Origin of the sequence: Bacillus sp. Bvel1 (assembly GCF_014872755.1) — a bacterium.
Classification (GTDB): domain Bacteria; phylum Bacillota; class Bacilli; order Bacillales; family Bacillaceae; genus Bacillus; species Bacillus velezensis.
In genome coordinates this window covers 1,077,632-1,102,167 of the sequence record NZ_JAAOBZ010000006.1, presented here as the reverse complement: position 1 = coordinate 1,102,167, position 24,536 = coordinate 1,077,632, and the positions used below count along the sequence as shown (strand labels likewise).

Annotated in this window: 11 protein-coding genes; all 11 read left to right on the top strand. The window is 50.2% G+C overall.

Annotated features, from left to right (window positions below):
- Window positions 1–14: 14 nt before the first annotated feature.
- Complete coding sequence (locus HAP68_RS09005) at window positions 15–10,790, top strand: non-ribosomal peptide synthetase (RefSeq protein ID WP_131242016.1); 10,776 nt, start codon at window positions 15–17, stop codon at window positions 10,788–10,790.
- A gap of 18 nt (window positions 10,791–10,808) precedes the next feature.
- On the top strand, window positions 10,809–14,612 hold the full coding sequence (locus HAP68_RS09000; protein WP_015388150.1) for a non-ribosomal peptide synthetase: 3,804 nt from the start codon (window positions 10,809–10,811) through the stop codon (window positions 14,610–14,612).
- 74 nt (window positions 14,613–14,686) lie between these two features.
- Entirely contained in the window at window positions 14,687–15,067 is a 381-nt protein-coding gene (locus HAP68_RS08995; protein WP_015388151.1) for a DUF1360 domain-containing protein, read from the top strand.
- 121 nt (window positions 15,068–15,188) lie between these two features.
- On the top strand, window positions 15,189–16,727 hold the full coding sequence (locus HAP68_RS08990) for a glycoside hydrolase family 10-like protein (RefSeq protein WP_015388152.1): 1,539 nt from the start codon (window positions 15,189–15,191) through the stop codon (window positions 16,725–16,727).
- Window positions 16,728–16,868: 141 nt separating this feature from the next.
- On the top strand, window positions 16,869–18,011 hold the full coding sequence (locus HAP68_RS08985; RefSeq protein ID WP_024085390.1) for an acyl-CoA dehydrogenase family protein: 1,143 nt from the start codon (window positions 16,869–16,871) through the stop codon (window positions 18,009–18,011).
- 44 nt (window positions 18,012–18,055) lie between these two features.
- Window positions 18,056–19,696 (top strand): AMP-binding protein, encoded by a 1,641-nt coding sequence (locus HAP68_RS08980; protein WP_015388153.1) that lies wholly within the window; start codon window positions 18,056–18,058, stop codon window positions 19,694–19,696.
- 21 nt (window positions 19,697–19,717) lie between these two features.
- The gene (locus tag HAP68_RS08975; RefSeq protein WP_024085389.1) at window positions 19,718–21,067 is read left to right on the top strand and encodes an acetyl-CoA carboxylase biotin carboxylase subunit; all 1,350 of its coding nucleotides are present in this window, start codon (window positions 19,718–19,720) and stop codon (window positions 21,065–21,067) included.
- Window positions 21,064–21,276, top strand: a complete 213-nt coding sequence (locus HAP68_RS08970) for an acetyl-CoA carboxylase biotin carboxyl carrier protein subunit (protein ID WP_024085388.1) — start codon at window positions 21,064–21,066, stop codon at window positions 21,274–21,276. The genes HAP68_RS08975 and HAP68_RS08970 overlap by 4 nt, the downstream gene beginning before the upstream one ends.
- 15 nt (window positions 21,277–21,291) lie before the next feature.
- Window positions 21,292–22,191: a hydroxymethylglutaryl-CoA lyase gene (locus tag HAP68_RS08965; RefSeq protein ID WP_024085387.1), complete on the top strand. Its 900-nt coding sequence runs from the start codon at window positions 21,292–21,294 to the stop codon at window positions 22,189–22,191.
- Window positions 22,192–22,204: 13 nt separating this feature from the next.
- Entirely contained in the window at window positions 22,205–22,984 is a 780-nt protein-coding gene (locus HAP68_RS08960; protein ID WP_024085386.1) for an enoyl-CoA hydratase, read from the top strand.
- A 17-nt stretch (window positions 22,985–23,001) separates the two neighbouring features.
- Entirely contained in the window at window positions 23,002–24,531 is a 1,530-nt protein-coding gene (locus HAP68_RS08955) for an acyl-CoA carboxylase subunit beta (protein ID WP_024085385.1), read from the top strand.
- Window positions 24,532–24,536: the final 5 nt, after the last annotated feature.

The following is a 24,536-nucleotide window of genomic DNA, read 5'->3' as shown; positions in this document are numbered from 1 at the left end:
GGGGAGATTATAACATGACAAAAAAGAATGCAATTCAGGATATTTATCCGCTGTCTTATATGCAGGAAGGAATGCTTTTTCATTCCCTCCTGCAAAAGGAATCACAGGCTTACGCCGAGCAGGCCTCCTTTTCAATAACGGGGAAGGTTGACACCCGCGTGTTTGAAGAGAGCGTTCATGCCCTTTTCGAAAGACATGATATTTTCAGAACGATTTTTATCAGCCAGAACGTGTCAGTGCCGCAGCAGGTCGTATTAAAAGAGCGGAACGTCAGCATCATTGAGGAAAATCTCACCAATTTAAACAAGGCTGATCAAATCAAGCATATTGAAGAAGCCAAACGAAGAGACCGAAAGAAAGGATTTCACCTGCAAAAAGACATGCTGATGCGGGTGACGCTGCTTCAAACCGGAGAATGTGAATATACGTGCATTTGGAGTTTTCATCACATTATTATGGATGGCTGGTGTCTAGGGATCGTGCTGAAAGAGTTCTTCCAGATATATGCCTCGCGGCTTCGCCGGACACCGTTAACGCTTGAGCCTGCTGTGCCGTACGGGACCTACATCAAGTGGCTGATGGAGCAAGATAAAGAAAAAGCCGCTTCGTACTGGGAGCGATACCTTGAAGGCTTTGAGCAGCAGACTGTTCTGCCGAAGCAGAAAAAAGCCGGCGAAAGCAGACAAGAGGAAGTGACGTTTTCCTTTTCAAAAGAGGACACGGCTAAGCTGAAAGATCTGGCCGTGAAAGAAGAGGTCACGCTGAGCACCATTTTCCACACGCTCTGGGGCATTTTGCTTCAGGCGTATAACCAGACAGAAGATGCGGTTTTTGGTTCTGTTATTTCCGGAAGGCCGTCTGAAATCGAAGGCATCGAGCGAATGATCGGCCTGTTCATTAATACCGTGCCTGTCCGGATCAGCGGGGCGGACATCCCGTTTCAAAAGCTGATCAAAAACGTGCAAAAGGACGCTTTGAAAGGACAGGCATACAGCTATCATCCGCTTTATGATATACAGGCGAATTCACAGGTAAAACAAGGCTTAATTGACCATATTCTCGTCTTTGAGAATTATCCGGTTGAACAAGAGCTTGATGTACTGAACAGCAAGGGGGACACGAAAGACCTTTTTCACATCCATGATTTCAGCATGGAAGACGAAACCAATTACAGTTTTTACCTGATGGTGGCGCCGGGTGACGAGATTCACTTGAAAATGAGATACGATTCAAGCGTGTATGACCGCCAATTTATCGAAAATATCAAAGGTCATTTGACACATATCGTTTCCCAGATTCTCGACAAACCTGATATCACGCCGGATAAGCTTGTAATCATCACTCCTGAGGAAAAAGAGCAGCTGCTTGCTCCGATTTCTGAAGAAACTGAAAAGCCTAAGTATGACACGATTCATGCGATGTTTGAACGGCAGGCCGCGCAAACGCCGGATCAAATCGCGATCCGGTATGAAGGCGGGTCAGTGACGTACAAAGAGCTGAATGAATCGGCTAATAAGCTGGCCCGTCTGCTGCAAAAACGCGGATTAAAGCGGGAGGAGCCGGTAGGCGTCATGCTCGGCCGTTCTCCTTCTTTAGCGGCGGCCGTTCTCGGTATTTTAAAAGCGGGCGGCGCCTTTGTTCCGATAGATCCGGGCAGTCCAAAGGAGCGTATCCGATATGTTATTGAAAACAGCGGCTGCATCCATGTTGTAACAGAGCGGCATCAGTCACTCCCCGCGGAACAAACGCTGCAGGTTACATATATAGAAGAGGCCGGGACGGAAGCGGACGGAAGCAATGTGCAATCCATTAATACGGCGGACGACCTCCTTTATATGATTTATACATCCGGTACGACAGGGAAACCGAAGGGCGTGCTGCTCGAACATAAAAATATGGCCAACCTTCTTTCTGACCAATTGACGAACACAGGCATTGATTTTTGCACAAATGTGCTGCAGTACGCATCTTTGGCGTTTGACGTCTGCTATCAGGAGTTATTTTCAGTACTCTTGAGCGGCGGCACCCTTTGTATCGTGCCCGAATCAATCAAACGGGATGTTTCTCAGCTGTATTCGTTTATCGATCAGCACAAAACGGAAGTGGTGTTTTTCCCGACTGCGTTTATCAAGATGCTTTTCAATGAAGAAGGTTATGCACAGTCTTTTCCCCGCTGTGTGAAGCATGTCATTACGGCCGGGGAGCAGCTGACTATCTCACGTTTGTTCAGGCAGACGCTCCGTTTACACGGTATGCAGCTGCATAATCATTACGGCCCGTCAGAAACCCATGTGGTTTCAACGTATACGATTTCTGCGGGAGATGACATACCTGAACATCCGCCGATCGGGAAACCGATCCATCATAACAAGATGTATATTCTCAGCAAAAACAGACAGCTTCAGCCTCTCGGAATTGCGGGAGAATTGTATATTTCCGGAGCGAATACAGGAAGAGGCTATGTGAACAATCCGGCGCTGACGGAAGAGAAATTTTTGCCGGATCCGTTCAGAAAGGGCGCCGTCATGTACCGGACCGGAGATTTTGCAAGACTGCGTGCGGACGGCCAAATTGAATACATCGGCCGGACAGATGATCAAGTGAAGATCAGAGGGTACCGGATTGAACCGAAGGAAATTGAAACCGTTCTGGCAAATCATCATGCCGTGAAAGAAGCTGCCGTGCTGATTCAAACGAATGAGTCGGGCGAAAATGAATTATGCGCCTACTGCAGCGTCTCACAAGCGACTGATCCTTCTCAGCTGCGAAGTGATTTGGCTAAAGAGCTGCCTGATTATATGATTCCGGTCAAATGGGCTTTCGTTGACGCGATTCCGCTCACTGCGAACGGTAAAGTCGATCAGCGGGCCCTTCCGGAAGCTTCAGCGTACGCAGCGGGCCGTCAATATACAGCTCCCCGGAATGTGACCGAGCTGAAGCTTACCCGCATATGGGAAGAAGTGCTTCAAACCGGCCCGATCGGCGTTCACGATCACTTTTTCGAGCTTGGCGGCCATTCATTAAAGGCGACGGCACTCGTTGCAAAAATAGCTAAAGAGTGCAGCGTGCAAATCCCGCTGAGTGATGTCTTCAGCTATCCGACTGTAGAAGAACTCGCCAAAATCATCGGTGAAGCAGAAGAGAATCCGTTCGCATCCATAGAAAAGACAGAAGCAAAAGAAACTTATCCTGTCTCATCCGCTCAAAAACGGATGTATGTCCTTCACCAGCTTGAAAATGGCGGTGTCAGTTATAACATTCCAGCCGTTTTAGAGGTGAAGGGGCCGTTTGACCGAGACAGGATGGAAGCCGTGTTCAAGGAGCTGATCCGGCGGCATGAACCGCTCAGAACGTCCTTTGAAGAAAAAAACGGCCGGCCTGTGCAGAGGATTCATGACGAAGTGCCGTTTGCATTTACAAAAGAACAATCAGCCGAAGCGTTTATCCGGCCGTTCGATCTCGGCAAAGCGCCTCTTTTCCGGGCGGGATTTGTCCAAATAGAAAAAGACCGGCATCTGCTTTTAGCTGACATGCATCATATTATTTCAGACGGCGTATCCGTCAATCTTTTGATACGTGAATTCAGTGAGCTGTATGCCGAGAGAAGTCTGCCGCCGTTACGGATTCAATACAAAGATTATGCCGTCTGGCAGCAATCATTTAAGGCGGGCGCCGCATATCGGAAACAAGAGGAGTACTGGCTGAACCGGCTTGCCGGGGAGATTCCCGTGCTTGAATTGCCGGCTGATAAGCCGCGTCCCCCGGTGCGGAGCTTTTCCGGTGACCGGGTGTCATTTGTCATCAGCGAAAAACATACAGCACAGTTGAAAAAGCTGGCGAAAGAAAACAAATGCACACTTTATATGACGCTGCTCGGTGTGTACACGGTTCTGTTAGCCCGTTTAAGCGGACAGGAAGATATGATTGTCGGGTCTCCGATTGCAGGAAGGCCTCATGCCGACCTTGACGCCGTTCTGGGCATGTTTGTCAATACGCTCGCTTTCAGGACGCGTCCCGACGGAAGCATGACGTTCAAAGAATATTTAAAGGAAATTCGCCAAACAGCGCTTGAGGCTTACGAGCATCAGGATTACCCGTTAGAAGAGCTCGTCGATAAGCTCGGTGTGCCGCGGGACATGTCCCGAAATCCGCTGTTTGACACAACATTTGCGCTGCAAAATATGGAACAGCAGAAGCTTAGGGCAGCCGGACTTGAACTGCAGCCGGCAGACGTCAGCCTGCCGATTTCTAAATTTGACTTATCGCTGTACATCTCCGAAAACGCCGGTGAATTGTACTGCCAGTTTGAATACAGCACTGATTTGTTTGAGAGAAAAACGATTCAAAAATGGGCGGAATTTTTCACGACACTTGCCGAAAACGCCGCAGCTGATCCGGGTTTGGAATTAGACGATATTTCTGTTTTGTCAGAAAAAGAAGAAGTGTCTCTGCTTCAAAATTTCAGCCCCTTGCAGAAAACAGCGTTTCCGCTTCATCAGCCTCTTCATGAGCTGCTGGAACAACAGGCGGAAAAAACGCCGGACCGTCCGGCGATTTTAACTGATGACATTTCGATTACGTATCAGGAGCTGAACGAAAGAGCGAATGAGCTTGCGCACCGGCTGATCAAGCGGGGAATAAGGCTGGAGGATAAAACTGCCATTATGGGCCGGCGTTCTCCTGACATGCTGATCGGCATTTACGCTGTCTTAAAAGCAGGCGGTGCATATCTGCCGATTGATCCGGATTACCCGGAAGAGCGGATTCGCTTTTTACTGAAAGACAGCGGCGTGAAATTCTTACTGGCAGAACCAGAACTTTTCGCACCAGATCTTTTTGAGGGAGAAATGATCTCTCTGAATAGCGGACAAACAGGAAACCCGGAAGCTGCGGCCAACCCCAATGTTCCGGTAAAGCCTGATTCATTGGCTTATATCATCTATACATCCGGTTCTACGGGACGCCCAAAAGGCGTGCAGGTTGAACATCAGTCAGCCGTAAACTTTTTATACTCGCTGCAAACGCGTTATGGATTAAATGATTCCGACACCATTTTGCATAAAACATCATACTCTTTCGATGCTTCGATTTGGGAGCTGTTTTGGTGGCCGATCGCGGGAGCTTCTGTTTTTCTCCTTCCGCAAGGCGGCGAGAAAGACCCTGAAATGATACTGAACGCATTGGAGAAAAACCGCATAACGGCAGCTCATTTTGTGCCATCCATGCTTCATGCTTTCTTGGAATATATAAATTCCAGAAAACAGCCGATCAAAAAGACCTGCTTAAAAAGGGTTTTTGCCGGGGGCGAACAATTGGGCCCGCACTTGGTTTCCCGTTTTTATGACCTTCTGCCGGGAACGGAATTGACAAATTCCTACGGTCCGACGGAAGCGACGGTAGAAGCGGCGTACTTTGATTTGCCGCAAGGAAAGGAATTTCACAATGTTCCGATCGGCATTTCCGGACATAACATGCGGCTGTATATTTTAAATCAAAAGAGACAGCTTCTGCCGCCGGGCTGTATCGGAGAGCTGTATATCGCAGGGACAGGCGTGGCCCGGGGCTATCTGAACCGCCCTGAGCTGACGGAGGAGCGCTTTCTCGATGATCCGTTTTATCCGGGAGAACGCATGTATCAGACGGGCGATATCGCACGCTGGACAGAAGACGGCCTTGTTGAATGGCTCGGGCGTTCAGACGGACAAGTGAAAGTCCGCGGCTACCGGATTGAACCGGGAGAAATCGAAGCGGCGATCCGGCGAATTGACGGCATTCGTGAGGCGGCAGTCACCGCCCGGACCGAACACGGCGAAACCGCACTTTACGCCTATATTGAAGGACGAAAAAGCGATGACGTGCGGGCGGAGCTTGCGGCACGCCTTCCGGCCTACATGATGCCGGCTCAGTTTATAGAGATGAACGAATGGCCGGTCACGCCGAGCGGAAAGCTTGACCGCCGCGCGCTGCCGGCTCCCGGCGGAACGGCAGACAGACGGGCGTACACCGCACCGCGGAACGTCACGGAAATGAAGCTTTGCGCCCTTTGGGAAGAGGTGCTGAAAAACGGCCCCGTCGGCATCCGGGATCACTTTTTTGAGCGGGGCGGCCATTCGTTAAAAGCGACAGCTCTTGTCTCCCGCATCGCCAAAGAGTTCGGTGTTCAGGTGCCGTTACAGGACATCTTCGCCCGGCCGACGGTGGAAGAGCTCGCTTCGGTTATTCAGGACTTGGAAGAAAGCTCGTATGAAGCGATTCAGCCTGCGCAAACACAAGATACCTACCCGGTGTCTTCAGCGCAGAAACGGATGTATGTGCTCCAACAGCTTGAAGACGGCGGTGTCGGCTACAATATGCCGGCTGTGCTGGAACTGACGGGCCCGCTTGACCGCAGCCGGCTGGAGGAGACGTTCCGGCAGCTTGTGGAGCGGCACGAGTCGCTCAGAACGTCCTTTGAAACGGGGCCTGACGGCGAACCGGTGCAGCGCATCCATGACAGCGTACCGTTTCAGCTCGATGAGGCCGAGTCAGCTGACGCATTCGTCCGGCCGTTTTGTCTGGAAGAAGCGCCGCTCTTCCGTGCGGCCCTCGTGAAAGAATCGGAAGAACACCATCTTTTATTAACGGATATGCATCATATTATTTCTGACGGTGTGTCCGTCAACACCTTGATAAAAGAATTCGGCGAGCTGTACGCAGGCCGTTCGCTTGGGCCGATGCGCCTTCAATATAAAGACTATGCCGTCTGGCAGCGGTCGTTTCAGGAGAAGGAAGGATATCAGAAGCAGGAAGCCTATTGGCTGAAGCGGCTTGAAGGAGAGCTTCCGGTGCTTGAGCTTCCGGCTGACAAGCCCCGTCCGGCGGTCAGAAGCTTTGCGGGCGGGAAAGTATCGTGCACGCTTGACGCTGAAACGGCATCCGGCCTTCACCGCATCGCCCGGGATCACGGCTCCACTTTGTATATGGTGCTTCTCGCCGCGTACAATACGCTGCTCGCGCGATTGAGCGGGCAGGAAGACATCATCGTCGGCTCGCCGATTGCCGGGCGTCCGCACAAAGACCTTGAACCGATTCTCGGGATGTTCGTCAACACGCTTGCCATCAGAACGGAGCCGAAGGGGGACAAACGGTTCACCGATTATTTGGCGGAAGTCCGCCAGGCGGCGCTTGAGGCGTATGAGCATCAGGACTACCCGTTTGAAGAGCTTGTGGAGCGGATCGGCGTGCAGCGGGACACAAGCCGTAATCCGCTATTTGATGCCATGCTTGTCGTTCAGAATATGGAACATGAGGAATTGCTGTTGGACGGTTTGCATATTCAGCCTGCGGACGTGTCCCGTCCGGTTTCCAAATTTGATGTCACTTTGCAGGCTTCTGAAGGCGGGGGACAGATTCATTTTCTGTTTGAATATGCGGCGTCTTTATTCCGGAAAGAAACGATGCAGCGCTGGGCTTCCCACTTTATGACGATGCTTGAACACATTGTCCGTGAACCGGAAACTTCTATACAAGCGATCAGCATGCTGACTGCTGCGGAACGGGACCGAATTCTTTCGGACTTTAACGGCATGACGGATAAACAGCTGCCTGAAAAAACAGTTCATGAACTGTTCATCACTCAGGCGCGAAAAACACCGGATGCGGCAGCCCTTATCAGCGGGGAAACGTTGGTCACATATAAAGAATTAGATGAATGGTCGAATAAAATCGCCAGAGCTCTGCAAAAACGGCAGATCGGACCGGATGCCGCCGTCGGCATTGTGATACCGAGATCACCGGAACAAGTCGCCGCAGTCTTCGGGGTTTGGAAAGCCGGGGGCGCCTACGTTCCGATAGATCCTGAATACCCGGAGGAACGCAAGCAATATATCATTTCAGACAGCGGCACAGCGCTTCTCCTTACCGTACACGGCGCGATAGACCAAGTGCCTGATCATTTTAAAGGTGAAGTGCTCGCACTGGAGGATATCCAAGAACAAGACGCATCACCGGTTCAGCCATTATCAGCACCGGAAGATTTGGCTTACATCATTTACACGTCCGGGACGACAGGCAGGCCGAAAGGGGTTATGGTCGAACATCGTTCCGTCAGCCAAACCCTTCAATGGCGAAGCGGATTTTATGATCTGAATGAGAAAGATACGGTTCTTCAGCTTTTTTCATTTTCATTTGACGGTTTTGTAACAAGTATGTTCACACCGCTGATTTCCGGTGCGAAAGCGGCCGTTTTAGCCGAAGATGAAGCAAGAGATATTCTTGCCATTAAACACTATCTTGCATCTTACCGCATCACTCATATGATCATTGTTCCCGTACTGTACCGTACACTGCTTGACGTACTGGAGCCGGGGGATGCAGAGTCTCTCAGAATTGTCACATTAGCTGGAGAAGCTGTCGACCAAAACATTATCAGCCGCAGTTTATCGGTTTGTCCTCACACGGAGCTTGCCAATGAGTACGGCCCGACGGAAAACAGCGTCGCCACTACAGCGGCAAGACATATAGAACAAAGTGAGAACATTACGATCGGCCGGCCGATTGAGCATTCACACGTTTATATTTTAAACGGGGATCACCCGCAGCCGATCGGTGTAACGGGAGAACTTTGCATTTCGGGTTCCGGCCTTGCAAGAGGGTACCGCAATCTTCCTAAGCAAACGGCCCAAGCCTTTGTCCAAGACCCGTTCCACAAGAACCGGCGCATGTACCGCACAGGCGATCTGGCAAAATGGCTGCCGGACGGCACGCTGCAATATATCGGCCGAATGGACGAGCAAGTCAAAATCAGAGGCTACCGGGTGGAACTGAAAGAAATTGAATCGGCCTTAACAGGCATAAAAGGTGTCAAAGAAGCAGCCGTCACCGCTCATACTGCATCAGCAGGCCAAACGGAACTATGCGCTTATATCGTGACAGAAGAAGGAACAGAAAGTGAAACCGTGCAGCAGGCGCTCAGAAATGAAATGCCCGCTTATATGGTGCCGGCGTTCTTTGAAACACTTGAAGCCCTGCCTGTCACACCGAACGGGAAGCTTGACCGCCGCGCGCTTCCTGAGCCGCGGAAAAAAGCGCACACCGGACGGGCATTTACGGAGCCTGAAAGCGACATGGAAAAAGAGCTTTCCGCGATTTGGAGCGAAGTGCTCGGAACTGAAAACATTGCCGCGGATCAATCATTTTTTGAACTGGGCGGCGATTCCATCAAAGCCCTGCAAGTATCAGCCCGATTACATCAGGCAGGAAAACAGATCGCCGTAAAAGATATTTTCAGCCGGCCGACAATTAGAGAGCTGGCGCCTTATGTCCGTACAGAGCGGCAGCCGGTCAGCCAAGCTCCTGCAGAAGGAGAAGTGAAGTGGTCGCCGGTTCACAAATGGTTCTTCACACAAGACATGAAGGAAGCAAATCATTTTAACCAGTCCGTCATGCTGACGAGAACAAATTCAATAGATGAAGAGGCTCTGAGGAAAACGTTAAAAGCCATTACCGTTCATCATGATGCTTTGCGCCTTGTCTGCAAAAAAGACGAAGAGAAAGGTCTTCTCCTCTTCAACAGACCGGCTGACCTCGAAGATGAGCAGCTTTACAACCTGACCATATTAGAAACGGAAGGCGATGAGCATGAGAAGGAACGTTTTATAAAACGCCGTGTCGCAGAGCTTCAGAGAAACATGGATTTGGAGAACGGGCCGCTGGTACAGGCGGGACTGTTCCGCTCTGAAGCAGAAGATTACTTGTTTCTGACGGTCCATCATCTCGCTGTCGACGGGATATCATGGCGGATTTTATTGGAGGACTTGGCTTCTGCTTATGAGCAGGCCGCCTCTGGACAGGAAATCAAACTCCCTCCGAAAACCATGTCATTCAAAACATATACGGAGCAGCTGGCCGATTATGCCGAAAGCAAACAGCTTCTTCAGCAGGCGGAGTATTGGCGGGAGATTGAACACTATGAAACAGAAAGTCTTCCTTACGAGCAGGCAGATCTATCCCAAACTCCTGCAAAAAAACGGAACACGGTATCCTTCACTCTGACAGAAAGTGAAACGGACGCCCTGTTGAAAGATGTGCACAGCGCCTACAATACGGATACGCAAGATGTGCTGTTGGCTTCCGCCGTGCTTGCCCTTCAAAAGTGGTCGCCGCAGCACGCTTTGAAAATCGCCCTTGAAGGACACGGACGCCAATCGGAGCAGGCAGGTGCGGACATCAGCAGGACAGTGGGGTGGTTCACTTCCATTTACCCGGTGCTTGTCCGGAGCGGAGTTTATGAACCTCTTGAAGAATATGAAATTCGCACATTGAAAACCGTTAAAGACACATTGCGGCGCATTCCGGATAAAGGGAACGGATACGGCGTCCTCAAATATTTAACACCGCCGAAGCTTGCCGGGATGACTTTCGGGAAAGCACCGGAGATCAGCTTTAATTATCTCGGACAATTCGATGCGCCCGGCGGGAGTCCGGCAGAAACGGAACAGCCTGACGCGTTTCAGTTTTCTCCTTTGGGAGGCGGAGATGATGTCACAGATACATGGAAACGGGAGCAGTCACTTGAAATCAGCGCGATTGCGGCAAAAGGCCGGATGACCGTCAGCATTTCCTATGAAACGGAGCGCTTCCGGCAAGATACGATCGAACGGCTGTCCGAAAGCTGCCGGTATTATCTCCTGAAACTGTCGGAACACTGCCTCAGCAAAACCGATACGGAGAAGACCGTCAGTGACTTTGATGATCGGGAGCTGACTGAGGAAGCCTTGCAGGATATTGCCGACTTACTCAGCTTCCACTAAACCGAGCGGGAGGAACACATGGACAAAACAAAAAATATCCAAAATATTTATCCCCTCAGCCGAATGCAGGAAGGAATGCTTTTTCATTCCTTTCTGCAAAAGGAGGGGGCTGCATATATCGAGCAATCCGTCTTCACCATAAAAGGCCGGCTTCGTCCTGAATTGTTTGAGCAAAGCGTACAGTCTGTCATCAGCCGTCACGATATTTTCAGAACGGTTTTTTTACCTCATGTCGCTCAGCTGAACGGCCCCCGCCAAGTCGTGCTGCGTGAGCGGGAATTCCGGCTGCACCGCGAAGATCTTACACATTTGGATGAAGCGGAACAGAGCGCCTACTTACAGCGATTTAAGGAACGTGACCGCTTAAAAGGCTTTGACTTGCAAAAGGATATGCTGATGCGTGTGTCTTTGTTTAAAACGGCTGACGAAAAATATGTATGCGTCTGGAGCCACCATCACATCCTTATGGACGGCTGGTGCCTCGGCATCGTCCTTCAGGAATTCATGCATATGTACCGGGCGATTGAATCAGGCTCACCCGTCACATTGGCGCCCGCAAAGCCTTACAGCACGTATATTACATGGCTGACTGATCAGGACAAAGACGCGGCTTCTGAGTATTGGAAAGGATATTTAGCAGGCTGCGAGACACCCTCAGGACTCCCGAAAATATCGGCCCGTCCCCAGGAAAAAGGCTACCGTAAGAAAGAGCTCCTGTTTTCTTTAGATCAAAATCTGACAGACAGGCTGAAAACCATCGCCAAAGAAGAGGGCGCTACGCTCGCGGTTCTTATGCAGACTGTATGGGGCCTGATGCTGCAGCGCTACAACCGGACGGACGATGCCGTATTCGGCGCCGTCGTATCAGGGCGGCCTTCCGTCATTGACGGCGTGGAAAGCATGATCGGGCTGTTTATCAATACTGTGCCGGTACGCATTAAAACGGGTGACGAAAGCTTTAGAGAACTGCTGGGCCGCTGCCAGAAAGAAATGCTTGATTCAGAGGCGTTCAGTTATCATCCGCTTGCTGACATCCAATCTCAGACTGAGCTGAAACAGGATTTAATCGACCATATCATCGTGTTTGAAAATTATCCGATTCAGCAGCAGATGAGAGACGCGGAAAAGGAATCGGATGCACCGTTCCGGATCGGGAATGTCAATGTTTCGGAACAATCGGGCTACGATTTTAACCTCATCATAGCGCCCGGCGATGAGCTGATCATCAAATTCAGCTACAATGCGAACGTTTATGACGAAGTATGGATAGAGAGCGTAAAAGGACACTTGGAAGAAGCGCTGCGCGGCGCCGCCTTCAATCCCGATGTTCCCGCTGATCGGCTTCCGATGCTCGGACAAAAGGAAAAATCAAGAATAATCGGCGAATTTAATGACACGAAAACAACGTATGAAAGAGACGAAAGCATCATCAGCCTGTTCAGCCGACAGGTGAAGAAAACCCCGGACCATCAGGCGCTTCACGCCGGCGGGCTGACGATGACGTACCGGGAGCTCGATGAACGGTCAACTGCGTTCGCCCGCATCCTGCTGGAAAACGGTTTGGCGCCAAAAGGAATTGCCGGGATTCTTGCCGAACGCTCACCGGAATTTATCATCGCTGTTCTCGCTGTATTGAAAGCGGGAGGGACGTACCTTCCGCTCGATGCAGAACTGCCATCCGACAGGATCGCCGAAATGCTCACTGAGAGCGGAGCACAGCTGTTAACGGTACAAAAAGGGATTGAGACTGACATTGACTTTTCTCACATCATCTCTATCCCGGCTGCAGCTGAAAAACAAACAGCTGAGGCGGGTAAACTGAATACCGTTACGTCACCTGGTGACCTTGCCTATATTATGTATACATCCGGTTCAACAGGAAAACCGAAGGGCGTGATGATTTCCAACCGCAACGTCGTATCGCTCGTGTCAAACAGTAATTACACGTCAGCCGGCACGACGGACCGTCTCATTCTGACAGGATCCATCGGTTTTGACGCAGTGACGTTTGAAATCTTCGGAGCGCTATTGAACGGAGCGTGCCTCCATGTGGTTGACCGTACGACAATGCTTGCCCCTGAGAGGTTCGGCAATTATCTTTCTTCCAACCGTATTACGATTCTGTTTTTGACGACGGCGCTTTTTAACCAGTTTGCCCAGGCGGATCCGAAGATGTTTTCCGGATTGCACACCTTATATGTCGGCGGAGAAGCATTGTCCCCGGCGCTCATCAATAAGGTCAGACACCGCTGTCCGAATCTCAGCCTTTATAACATATACGGACCGACGGAAAATACAACATTTTCTACCTTTTACGAAATCAGGCACGATTTTTCTCAGCCGATCCCAATCGGAAAACCGATCAGCAATTCAACCGCGTATATCATTGATAAAAATGGCGGACTTGCGCCGATCGGCGTGCCCGGTGAGCTTTGTGTCGGCGGGGACGGGGTTGCCAAAGGCTATTTAAACAGGCCTGACTTAACAAGTGAAGCATTTGTCAGCCACCCGGTTCATCCTGAAGAAAAGATCTACAGAACAGGGGATTTGGCACACTGGCTGCCTGATGGAAGCATCGGATACATCAGCCGTATCGACCGTCAATTCAAGATTCGCGGGAAGCGTATCGAGCCGGCCGAAATCGAAGCGCGGCTGACTGAAATTGATGGAATCAGGGAAGCGGCAGTCATCGTGTCAGACGAAGGACAAGAAGCAACCCTTTGTGCGTATTATACAGGCGCACATGCTGAAGAAAGAGCCATTCGATCCCTATTGGCCAGGTCGCTTCCCGACTATATGATTCCGCAGTATGTGATGAAGCTTGACCGTATGCCGCTTACCGCAAACGGCAAAGTGGACCGCCGCGGGCTGCCTGCGCCGGAACGGAAAAAAGCTTCATCAAAAGCCGTTCCGCCACGAAACTGGGTAGAGCGTGAGCTGATCGACATTTGGACGCCGATCCTCGGCTGCGGGGAGCTGGGCATACAGGATGACTTCTTTGAGCTGGGCGGCCATTCTTTGAAAGCATTGCAAGTGATTCATCAGCTGAAGACCAGGCAGCAGATGGACGTCCCGATTGAAATGATATTTGAATATCCGACAATCGAACAATTGGCTGAAAAGCTGTATTCAAACACACTGTCAGAAGCTGCCGAACAGCATATCAGCAGACTGAATCAGCCGAAAGGCCGCAATCTTTTCTGTTTTCCGCCTATCTCAGGTTTCGGCATTTTCTTTAAAGATCTGGCGGCGGCATTAAATGGACGGGCTGCTGTGTACGGTTTTAACTTTATTGAAGAAGACAGCAGAATGGAACAATACATTGATAAAATGCTGGAAATCCAGCCGGAAGGCCCTTATATCCTCTTCGGATATTCAGCGGGCGGCAATACGGCATTCGAGGCTGCAAAAGCGATGGAAAAGCGCGGCTTAGAAATCAGCGACGTCATTATCGCAGACGCGTACAGAAAGCTTGACGCACTGCCGCAGCAGCCAACAAACGCAACAGCCGAAAATGTCCCGGAAGCCGTCAGGGAAGCGGTCATCAGAAAAACAGAGCGCTATCAAACGTACTGGGCGGAACTGATAAATGACGGCCAAATTGCGGCAAACCTCCATTTTATCGAGGCCGGCTTAAAGGAAGAGCACAATGCTGAGTCTGAGCCGAAGAAATGGGAAGGCGCCACAACGGGACTCTACCAGGAATATCAGGGCGAGGGAGCCCATAAAGATATGTTTGAGCCCGAGTTTGCACACAAAAATGCCGAGGTCATACTGGACATCATCGCAAACAGCGGAAGACGCTTGGCGCGGAATCTGTAACATCCGGCAGAATGACTGAAGAAGACAAAGGGCAAGATAGGGGAATCACACTCAGTTTTTTTGGAGGCTTTGAGATGACGAACCTATCTTGGCTTACGTATGTAATGATTATTCTTGCCAGCTACCGGCTGACCCATTTGATCGTATTTGATAAGATTACGGAATTCATAAGAAAACCCTTTATAAAGCAAGAAAAAACCGTCGATCAAAACGGGCGCGCCATCCAAAAAAAAGTCCCTTCCTCCGCATTCGGTTATATGCTGCAATGTTATTGGTGTGCGGGCGTCTGGTGCGCCATATTGATCGGCATCTGCTATTTGGTCTGGCCCCGCTATGCACATCCGGTTATTTTCATTTTGTCCATTGCCGGAGCGCAGGCCATTCTTGAAACATGCGTCGGCGTCGGAACGAAGGTCATTGACGTGCTCGCCGCCATAAAACATAAAAAGTCCTGAAGCGTTTTGATTCGCTTTAGGACTTTTTTCTTTCCCTTTTAGGCTGAGAGGAGCAAAGCAGGCTTTCTGATTCACCGCCCGGAATGCTTCGGAATACCGTAAAGCAGAGAGGGGGAAAAACATGAAAAGCTGCCGTTTTAGCATGATATGGTTTTTGGCCGTTGTACTGACAGCCGGCATCTTTACGTTCTCAGCATCCGCACAAGCAAGCGGCACTCAGCCGGAGAGAGAAATGCGAGCCGTATGGATCGCGTCTGTCACCAATATCGACTGGCCCTCTAAAAAAGGGCTGTCACCGGAAGAGCAAAAAAGAGAATACAGCAAGCTGCTGGATGACGTTCAGAAGATGGGAATGAACGCCGTTATCGTCCAAATTAAGCCTGCGGCTGATGCTTTTTATCCATCAGATTACGGGCCTTGGTCAGAGTATCTGACAGGAACCCAAGGCAAAAATCCCGGCTACGATCCGCTTGCTTTTTTAGTTGAAGAGACACATAAACGGAATCTTGAATTTCACGCTTGGTTCAATCCTTACCGGATCACGATGAATCACACAAATTTGAATGCGCTTTCAGATGATCATCCCGCGCGTTCCCATCCGGACTGGGTCGCTGCATACGGAAAACAGCTGTATTATAATCCGGGCATTCCGGAAGTAAGACAATTTATAACGGATGGAATCAAAGAAGTGGTCAGCCGTTATGACATTGATGCGGTTCATATGGATGATTATTTTTATCCTTATAAAATTGCCGGACAGGAATTCCCCGATCAGGCGGAATACGAACGGTACGGAAAAGCTCACTTTGCATCAATTGATGACTGGCGCAGGGATAACGTCAACCGGCTTGTAAAAGAAATCAACGAAACCATCAAACGAGAAAAACCTTATGTCAAATTCGGAATCAGCCCGTTCGGCGTATGGAGAAATGCCGCAGATGATCCGACAGGCTCCGAAACGGCCGCCGGGGTGCGGAACTACGATGACTTATATGCTGATACAAGAGAATGGATCCAAAAAGGATACATTGATTACATCGCACCGCAAATTTACTGGAGTATCGGATTTAAAGCGGCGGCATATGACGTCTTAGCGGATTGGTGGGGAAAAGAAGTGAACAATCGGCCGGTGCATTTATATATCGGGCAGGCAGCTTATAAAATCAACAACAATACTGATCCGGCCTGGGCCGACCCGGGGGAATACGGAAGACAGATTACGCTAAACAGAGGATCAGCATGGATAAAAGGCAGCATGCATTTCAGTTTAAAGGATTTAAACCGTAATCCGCTCGATGTGAAAAACCGTTTGATCAATGACATGTACAGCCGGCCCGCATTAATTCCCGAGATGCCTTGGCTCGGACATTCCGCTTTAAAAAAACCGGCTGTCAAACGGGCGGAGAAGAATGCTTCAGGCAATACACTCTATATCGAAGATGCGAAATCCAACGGTAAAAAAACGGCTTATTACGCCATTTACCGCGCAGAAAAGGGAAAGCAGCCTTATTTAGTGGATACAGTCAGAAAAACATCGTCACGGACGCAGACATTTTCAGATACTGATATTCGGGCGGAAGAAGCATGCACCTATATCGTTACTTCTGTTGACAGGCTTCACCATGAGAGCCGTCCCTCCGCAAAACGGACGATTAAATAGCCATTATTAATAAAACTGACAGTTGCGGAGCTGTCAGTTTTTTTTGCGGCGGATGAGTCCGAATGTTCAGACTTTATTTGGATGGAATGAATAAAGACCCCCATTAATAAAATGTAGAAAGCAGCAGAAGGAGGAAGGTTAATGAATTTTCAACTGACAAAAGAACAGCAGATGGTGCGCGAAATGGTCAGAGATTTCGCCAAAAATGAAATTGCCCCGAAAGCCCATGAGGTTGATCAATCAGCCGTCTTCCCGATAGACACATTTAAAAAAATAGGCGAACTCGGGCTGCTCGGAATTCCGTTTCCGGAAGAATACGGCGGGGCGGGCGGTGACACCATTTCATATGCAGCAGCGGTTGAAGAAATCGGAAAAGCCTGCGGCAGCACGGGGCTGAGCTACGCGGCAGCCGTGTCACTCGGCGCAAGCCCATTATACTATTTCGGTACTGAACAGCAAAAGCAAGAACATCTTATTCCGCTTGCTTCGGGAAAAGCGCTCGGATCATTCGGGCTGACAGAGCCGAATGCCGGTTCAGATGCCGGCGGCACCCAGACAAAAGCCGAGAAAAAGGACGATGACTATGTGATAAACGGAGAAAAATGCTGGATCACAAACGCAAATTACGCCCGCACGGTCATTGTCACCGCCGTTACGGGAAAGAACTCCGCCGGAAAACCGATCATTTCAGCTCTCATCGTCCCGACAGACACACCGGGATTTACGATCACAAATCCGTACGACAAGATGGGTGTGAGAGGATCGGATACGGCCGAGCTTGTGCTGGAGGATGTCAGGGTGCCTGCCGATAACCTGCTCGGTGATCCTGAAAAAGGTTTTAAACAATTTTTATATACATTAGACGGCGGGCGGATCTCGATTGCGGCACTGGCTGTCGGTATCGCTCAAGGCGCACTGGAGGCGTCGCTGGCATATGCGAAGGAACGCAAGCAGTTCGGCAGTCCGATATCGTCATTTCAAGCCATTCAATTTAAGCTGGCCGATATGGCGATGGAAATTGACCTTGCCAGACAAATGGTGCTTAAAGCGGCATGGCTGAAGGATCAAAACCTGCCATTTACGAAAGAAGCGGCATTCGCCAAGCTTTATGCTTCAGAAATGGCCGTCAGAACCTGCCTTCAGGCCATCCAAATTCATGGCGGTTCCGGTTATATGAAGGAATGCGGTGTCGAACGTATGCTTCGTGACGCAAAGCTGATGGAGATTGGCGAAGGAACGTCAGAAATTCAAAGAATGGTCATCGCAAGACAGCTTTTGAAGTGAAATGAAAACGTTTACTAAGACAGGGATGGAAGGGGGCAGGTCATATGGCTGAACTTATCCATTTAACAGCCGGAAAGCTGCTTGAGCGGACCGCGGAGCTTTTTCCGGATCATGAAGCGGTTGTTTACCCTGAGCGCGGCCTTCGTTATACGTATGCCGAGTTTGACCGGTTATGCCGGCAAACCGCAAAAGGGCTGATGAAACTGGGAATTGAAAAAGGAGATCATGTGGCCATATGGGCATCCAACATACCGGAATGGCTCGCGGCGCAATTTGCAACGGCGAAAATCGGCGCTGTTCTGGTCACCATTAATACAAATTTTCAAATCGCAGAACTCGATTACCTGCTGGCGCATTCAGACGTCTCGGCCCTGATAATCATGGATTCCTACCGGCAGACATCTTATGTTGAGATGGTGAATAAGCTGATTCCGGAGCTGAAAACTTGTGAGCACGGCAGGCTGCGTTCGAAACGTTACCCCTTTTTACGGACGGTGTTATATATCGGTGATAAAAGTCCGCCCGGGATGCACCGCTGGGATTCTTTGCTGAAGGAAGGCGAAGCTGTAACGGATGCAGCGCTTGACGGAAGGATGGACAGCCTGAAAAAGGATGATTGCATTCATATGCAATATACATCAGGTACGACCGGATTTCCGAAAGGCGTCATGCTCTCACATTTTAATATCGTAAATAACGCGGCCAATATCGCAGAATGCATGAAGCTTACTTCAAGTGACCGTTTATGTATTCCCGTGCCGTTTTTCCACTGCTTCGGGTGTGTGCTCGGCGTGCTGGCGTGTGTTTCCGCGGGTGCGGCGATGATTCCGATCGAACAGTTTTCTCCGCCGGCCGTTCTGAAAACGGTGGAGCAAGAAGCCTGCACGGCTCTGCACGGTGTACCGACGATGTTTATCGCCCTCCTAAATGACAGCCGTTTTTCTGAATATGATCTTTCCCACGTCCGAACCGGGATTATGGCAGGCTCGCCATGCCCGGCGGAAGTCATGAGAGAAGTGATCGGCAAAATGGGGATGACCGGCATTACCATTGCCTACGGACAGACCGAAGCATCACCTGTCATTACGCAGACAAGAACGGATGATTCATTTGAAAGAAGAGTGGAAACAGCGGGGCGCGCGCTTCCCCATATCGAAGTCAGAATCGTTCGGCCCGGAACATCCCAAGAAGCCGACCGGGGCGAACAAGGAGAGCTCTGCACCCGCGGATATCATGTCATGAAAGGTTACTATAAAAATCAAGAAGCGACCGAAGAAGCGATAGACAAGGACGGCTGGCTGCATACCGGTGATTTGGCTGTCATGGACGAGGACGGGTACTGCAAAATCACGGGCCGTCTGAAAGACATGCTGATCAGGGGCGGCGAAAATATCTATCCGCGCGAGATTGAGGAAATGTTATATCGGCATCCCGCAGTGGCAGACGTTCAGGTCGTCGGCGTGCCTGATCCGAAATACGGAGAAGAGGCCGCGGCGTGGGTCAGGCTCAAAGAAGGACAAACCGCTTCCGCAGAAGACATCAGAACCTTTTGCAAAGAACATATCGCCCGCTATAAAGTCCCCAGGTATGTTTTGTTTACAGATGAATATCCAATGACAGCCTCAGGGAAAATTCAGAAATTCAAGCTGCGGGAAAAAACGATTGAAGAGCTCAAGTTAACTTAATGAAAAAGGAGTGCTTCACATTTGTTTAAAAAAGTCCTGATTGCCAACAGAGGAGAAATCGCCTTAAGAATTATCCGCACCTGCAAACGTCTCGGCATCCCCTCGGCAGCTGTGTATTCAGAAGCCGACAGGGACGCGCTGCATGTAAAAGCGGCTGATGAGGCCTATCCGATCGGTAAATCGAGAGTAAATGAAAGCTATTTACATATCGACAGAATCATAGAAGCCGCCAAATCCGCCGGAGCGGACGCCATTCATCCGGGCTACGGGTTGCTGTCAGAAAACAGCCTGTTCGCCGAACGCTGCCGGAAGGAACAAATCACATTTATCGGCCCGCCCGGTGATATCATCGCCAAGATGGGCAGCAAGATAGAAGCCCGAAAAACGATGCAAAAAGCAAAGGTCCCGATCGTTCCCGGTGTTTCAGAGCCATTGCCCGATGTCCACTCCGCCTTAGCCGAAGCCCGTGCCATCGGCTTTCCGGTCATGCTGAAAGCGTCTGCAGGGGGAGGCGGAATCGGCATGCAGATCGTACATTCAGAAGAAGAGCTGGCCAAAGCGTTCGAAGGCAATCAAAAGCGGGCCGCGTCCTTTTTTGGAGACGGCGCAATGTATATGGAAAAAGTCATTGAAAATGCCCGTCATATTGAAATTCAGATTCTCGCAGATTCTTTCGGCAACACCGTTCATCTGTTTGAACGTGACTGTTCAGTACAAAGGCGCCACCAAAAAGTGATAGAAGAAGCGCCGTCGCCGTTTGTTGACGCTGAATTAAGACAAAGACTCGGTGAAACCGCCGTTAAAGCCGCTAAATCGATCGGCTACCAAAATGCAGGCACAATAGAATTTCTCGTCGACCAAAAGAAACAAATCTATTTTTTAGAGATGAACACAAGACTGCAGGTGGAGCATCCGGTGACAGAAGAAATTACAGGACTGGATCTTGTGGAAGAACAGCTGAAAATCGCCGCCGGGCAGGCGCTGACTTTCTCGCAGAAAGATATCAACCACCGCGGTCATGCGATAGAAGTGCGGATCTATGCGGAAGATCCGGTCACCTTTTACCCGTCACCCGGTACCATCTCGTCTTTTTCCGTTTTAAGACACCCGTCAGTGCGACACGAATGCGCCGTCGAAAAGGGAAGCGTCATTTCTCCGTTTTACGATCCGATGATTGCCAAAATGATCGTCACGGCGAATACGAGAAAACAAGCCATTGAACAACTGAAAACCGCCCTTGGCGAATATCATGTAGAAGGGATTAAAACCAACATTCCGCTGCTTACAAAAATTGCACATTCAGAAGTGTTTGAAAAGGGTGAGGCAACAACCGGTTTTTTACAAACAATGAACGAGGGGGCGTCAAAATGAGCGTCATAAAAATTCAGATGGCGGGAAACCTGTGGAAAATTCATGTGAAGCTCGGTGATGTCATTGAAGAAGGACAGGAAGTGGCCATCTTGGAATCTATGAAAATGGAAATTCCGATTATCGCTGATGCAGCGGGTACGGTGAAAGAAGTGAAAAAATCAGAAGGTGATTTCACTGATGAAGGAGAGGTCCTGATTGAACTTCAATAAAACGGGAGGTGCAGCATGAACTGTCCGGAATATGTCCGCATCAATGAAGTAGGACCGCGTGACGGCTTGCAGAATGAATCGGCGTGGGTGGATACAGAAGATAAGATTGAGTGGATCAATATGCTGTCAAAAACAGGCCTTCCCTATATCGAAGTGACATCATTCGTGCATCCGAGATGGATTCCGGCTCTTCGTGACAGCCTGGACGTCGCAAAAGGCATTGCCAGGTCTGAACATACGGTCTACGCGGCGCTCGTTCCGAACCTCATCGGACTGGAGCATGCGGCAGAAGGCGGAATCGATCAGGCCTGTGTATTTTTATCTGCAAGCGAAACCCATAACCAAAAAAACGTAAACAAACCGATTGACCGGACCGTTCAAGAGCTCAGGCGGGTTATTACTGAAGCAAAAGCTGAAAAAATGGCGACGAGAGCTTATCTGTCCACTGTGTTCGGCTGTCCGTACGAACAGAACGTGCCGGTCGAACAAGTCATCCGCCTGTCAGACACCCTGCTCGAAATGGGTGTTGATGAAATATCGCTCGGCGACACGATCGGCGCGGCAAACCCCTTGCAGGTCATAGCCGTGCTTGAAGCCCTTTTGCCGAGAATTCCCGCCTCAAAAATCGCACTCCATTTCCATGATACAAGAGGAACGGCTCTAGCGAATATCATTCCCGCTCTTGATATGGGCATCACATCCTTCGATACTTCCTCAGGCGGGCTTGGCGGCTGTCCGTATGCTCCGGGATCAGCAGGCAACGCTGCCACAGAAGACGTCATTTATATGCTCGAACAAATGGGGATTGATACCGGGACGGACATGAATAAACTTCTTGATGCCGCCGGCTGGATCGCGGATAAAATAGGCAAAGATCTGCCAAGCAGAAATCTGCAGGCATTCAGAACGAAATGAGAAAGGAGAAGCCATGGGAGATTGCGTCTTGTATTCCGTCTGTCAAGAAACGATCGGTCTGGTCACGCTGAACCGCCCGCATGCGGCCAACTCGCTGTCTTCAGGAATGATTGATCATTTACAGCGTGTGATTGAAGACATCAAAAACTCGCCATCCATTCGCTGTGTCATTCTCACCGGCTCCGGAAACACATTTTGCGCCGGCGCTGATTTAAAAGAAAGAGCTGGGATGAATCATGAACAAGTTAAGCAAAGCGTCAGGCGTATCGGTGAAACGGCTGCATCCATTGAAGCTCTCCCGCAGCCGGTCATTGCAGCGCTGAACGGAACCGCTGTCGGAGGAGGCCTTGAACTCGCTCTCGCCTGCGATATCAGAACAGCCGTCAGCCGGGCGGGCCTCGGCCTTCCTGAAACAGGGCTTGCAATCATTCCCGGGGCGGGCGGAACGCAGAGACTGCCCCGGCTTATCGGCCCCGGCGCGGCAAAAGAATTGATCTATACCGGCCGAAGGCTTTCTGCCGAAGAGGGAAAAGACATGAAGCTGATCGAGCATGTTTGTGAAGCCGATGAACTTATGGAAAAAGCAAAAGCACTGGCCGGCCGCATCGCCGCTAATGGGCCGATCGCCGTCAGACAAGCAAAATCCGCGATAAACAAGGGTCTGGAGACAGATCTCAATACAGGGCTCGAAATCGAACGAAAAGCATATGAACAAGTCATCCCTACACTTGACAGAGAAGAGGGCCTGCGCGCTTTTAAAGAAAAAAGACCCCCTGAATACAAAGGAAAATAAAACATGGAGGGACTCGGATGGATTACGAAAAAGAACGGCAGACACGCAGCAAAACGATTAAAAAGGGAGGAGCCGCGAAATATCATGCAAGCAACGAAAAGAAGGGAAAACTTTTTGTAAGAGACAGGCTGAAGCTTTTATTCGATGACGGCATATCCGTTGAAGACGCTTTTTTCGCCGAGTGCATGTCAGACGGACTGCCGGCTGACGGGGTCGTTACCGGGATCGGAACCATCGGCGGCAGAACCGTTTGTGTGATGGCAAACGACTCAACCGTAAAGGCGGGCTCGTGGGGCGCGAAAACGGTGGAAAAAATCATCCGCATTCAGGAGACGGCGGAGAAGCTTCAGTGTCCGCTCTTGTACTTAGTCGATTCCGCAGGTGCGAGAATTACGGATCAGGTCGACATGTTCCCGGGCAGAAGGGGAGCCGGCCGCATCTTTTATAATCAAGTAAAGCTGTCGGGCCGCATTCCGCAAATCTGTTTATTGTTCGGTCCTTCCGCTGCGGGCGGCGCTTACATTCCGGCCTTTTGCGACATTGTCATTATGGTCGAAGGCAATGCATCCATGTACTTAGGTTCCCCGCGCATGGCAGAAATGGTAATCGGCGAGAAAGTATCGCTTGAAGAAATGGGCGGCGCCCGTATGCATTGTTCTGTATCAGGCTGCGGTGATCTCCTCGCCCCGACGGAACAGGAAGCAATCATGATGGCGCAGACATATCTCAGCTACTTTCCGGCAAATTATACTGAAAAAGCGCCCGTCAACAAATCTAAGAACCCGAAAGCTTTTGAAAAACCGCTCTCAGATGTCATCCCGGCACATCAAAACGCACCGTTCAACATGATGGATTTAATTGAACGTGTCATTGATGAAGACTCATTTTTTGAGATTAAACCGTTATTTGCGCAGGAATTAATAACGGGGCTTGCGAGAATTCACGGACAGCCGGTCGGCATTATCGCCAATCAGCCGCGTGTCAAAGGCGGAGTTTTATTTCTCGATTCGGCGGATAAAGCCGCAAAATTTATCGCTTTGTGCGACGCATTCCATATTCCGCTTCTGTTTTTAGCAGACATTCCCGGATTCATGATCGGAACGAAGGTGGAGCAGGCGGGCATCATCAGGCATGGCGCAAAAATGATCTCCGCAATGGCGGAAGCGACTGTTCCGAAGCTTTCCGTTATCGTCAGAAAAGCCTACGGTGCCGGATTATACGCGATGGCGGGGCCTGCTTTTGAACCGGACTGCTGTTTAGCGCTTCCGACTGCGCAAATTGCCGTAATGGGTCCTGAAGCAGCGGTGAATGCGGTCTACGCAAACAAAATCAGCGAGCTGGCCCCTGAAGAAAGGCCTGCTTTTATTCAAGAAAAGCGTGATGAATATAAGGAAGACATTAACCTTTACCGGCTTGCCTCTGAAATGGTGATTGACGGCATTGTTCCTGCTGATTCCTTGCGGGAAGAACTCAATAAACGCCTCACTGCTTACATGTCCAAACAACTGACATTCACACACCGGAAACACCCCGTATACCCGGTATAAATAAA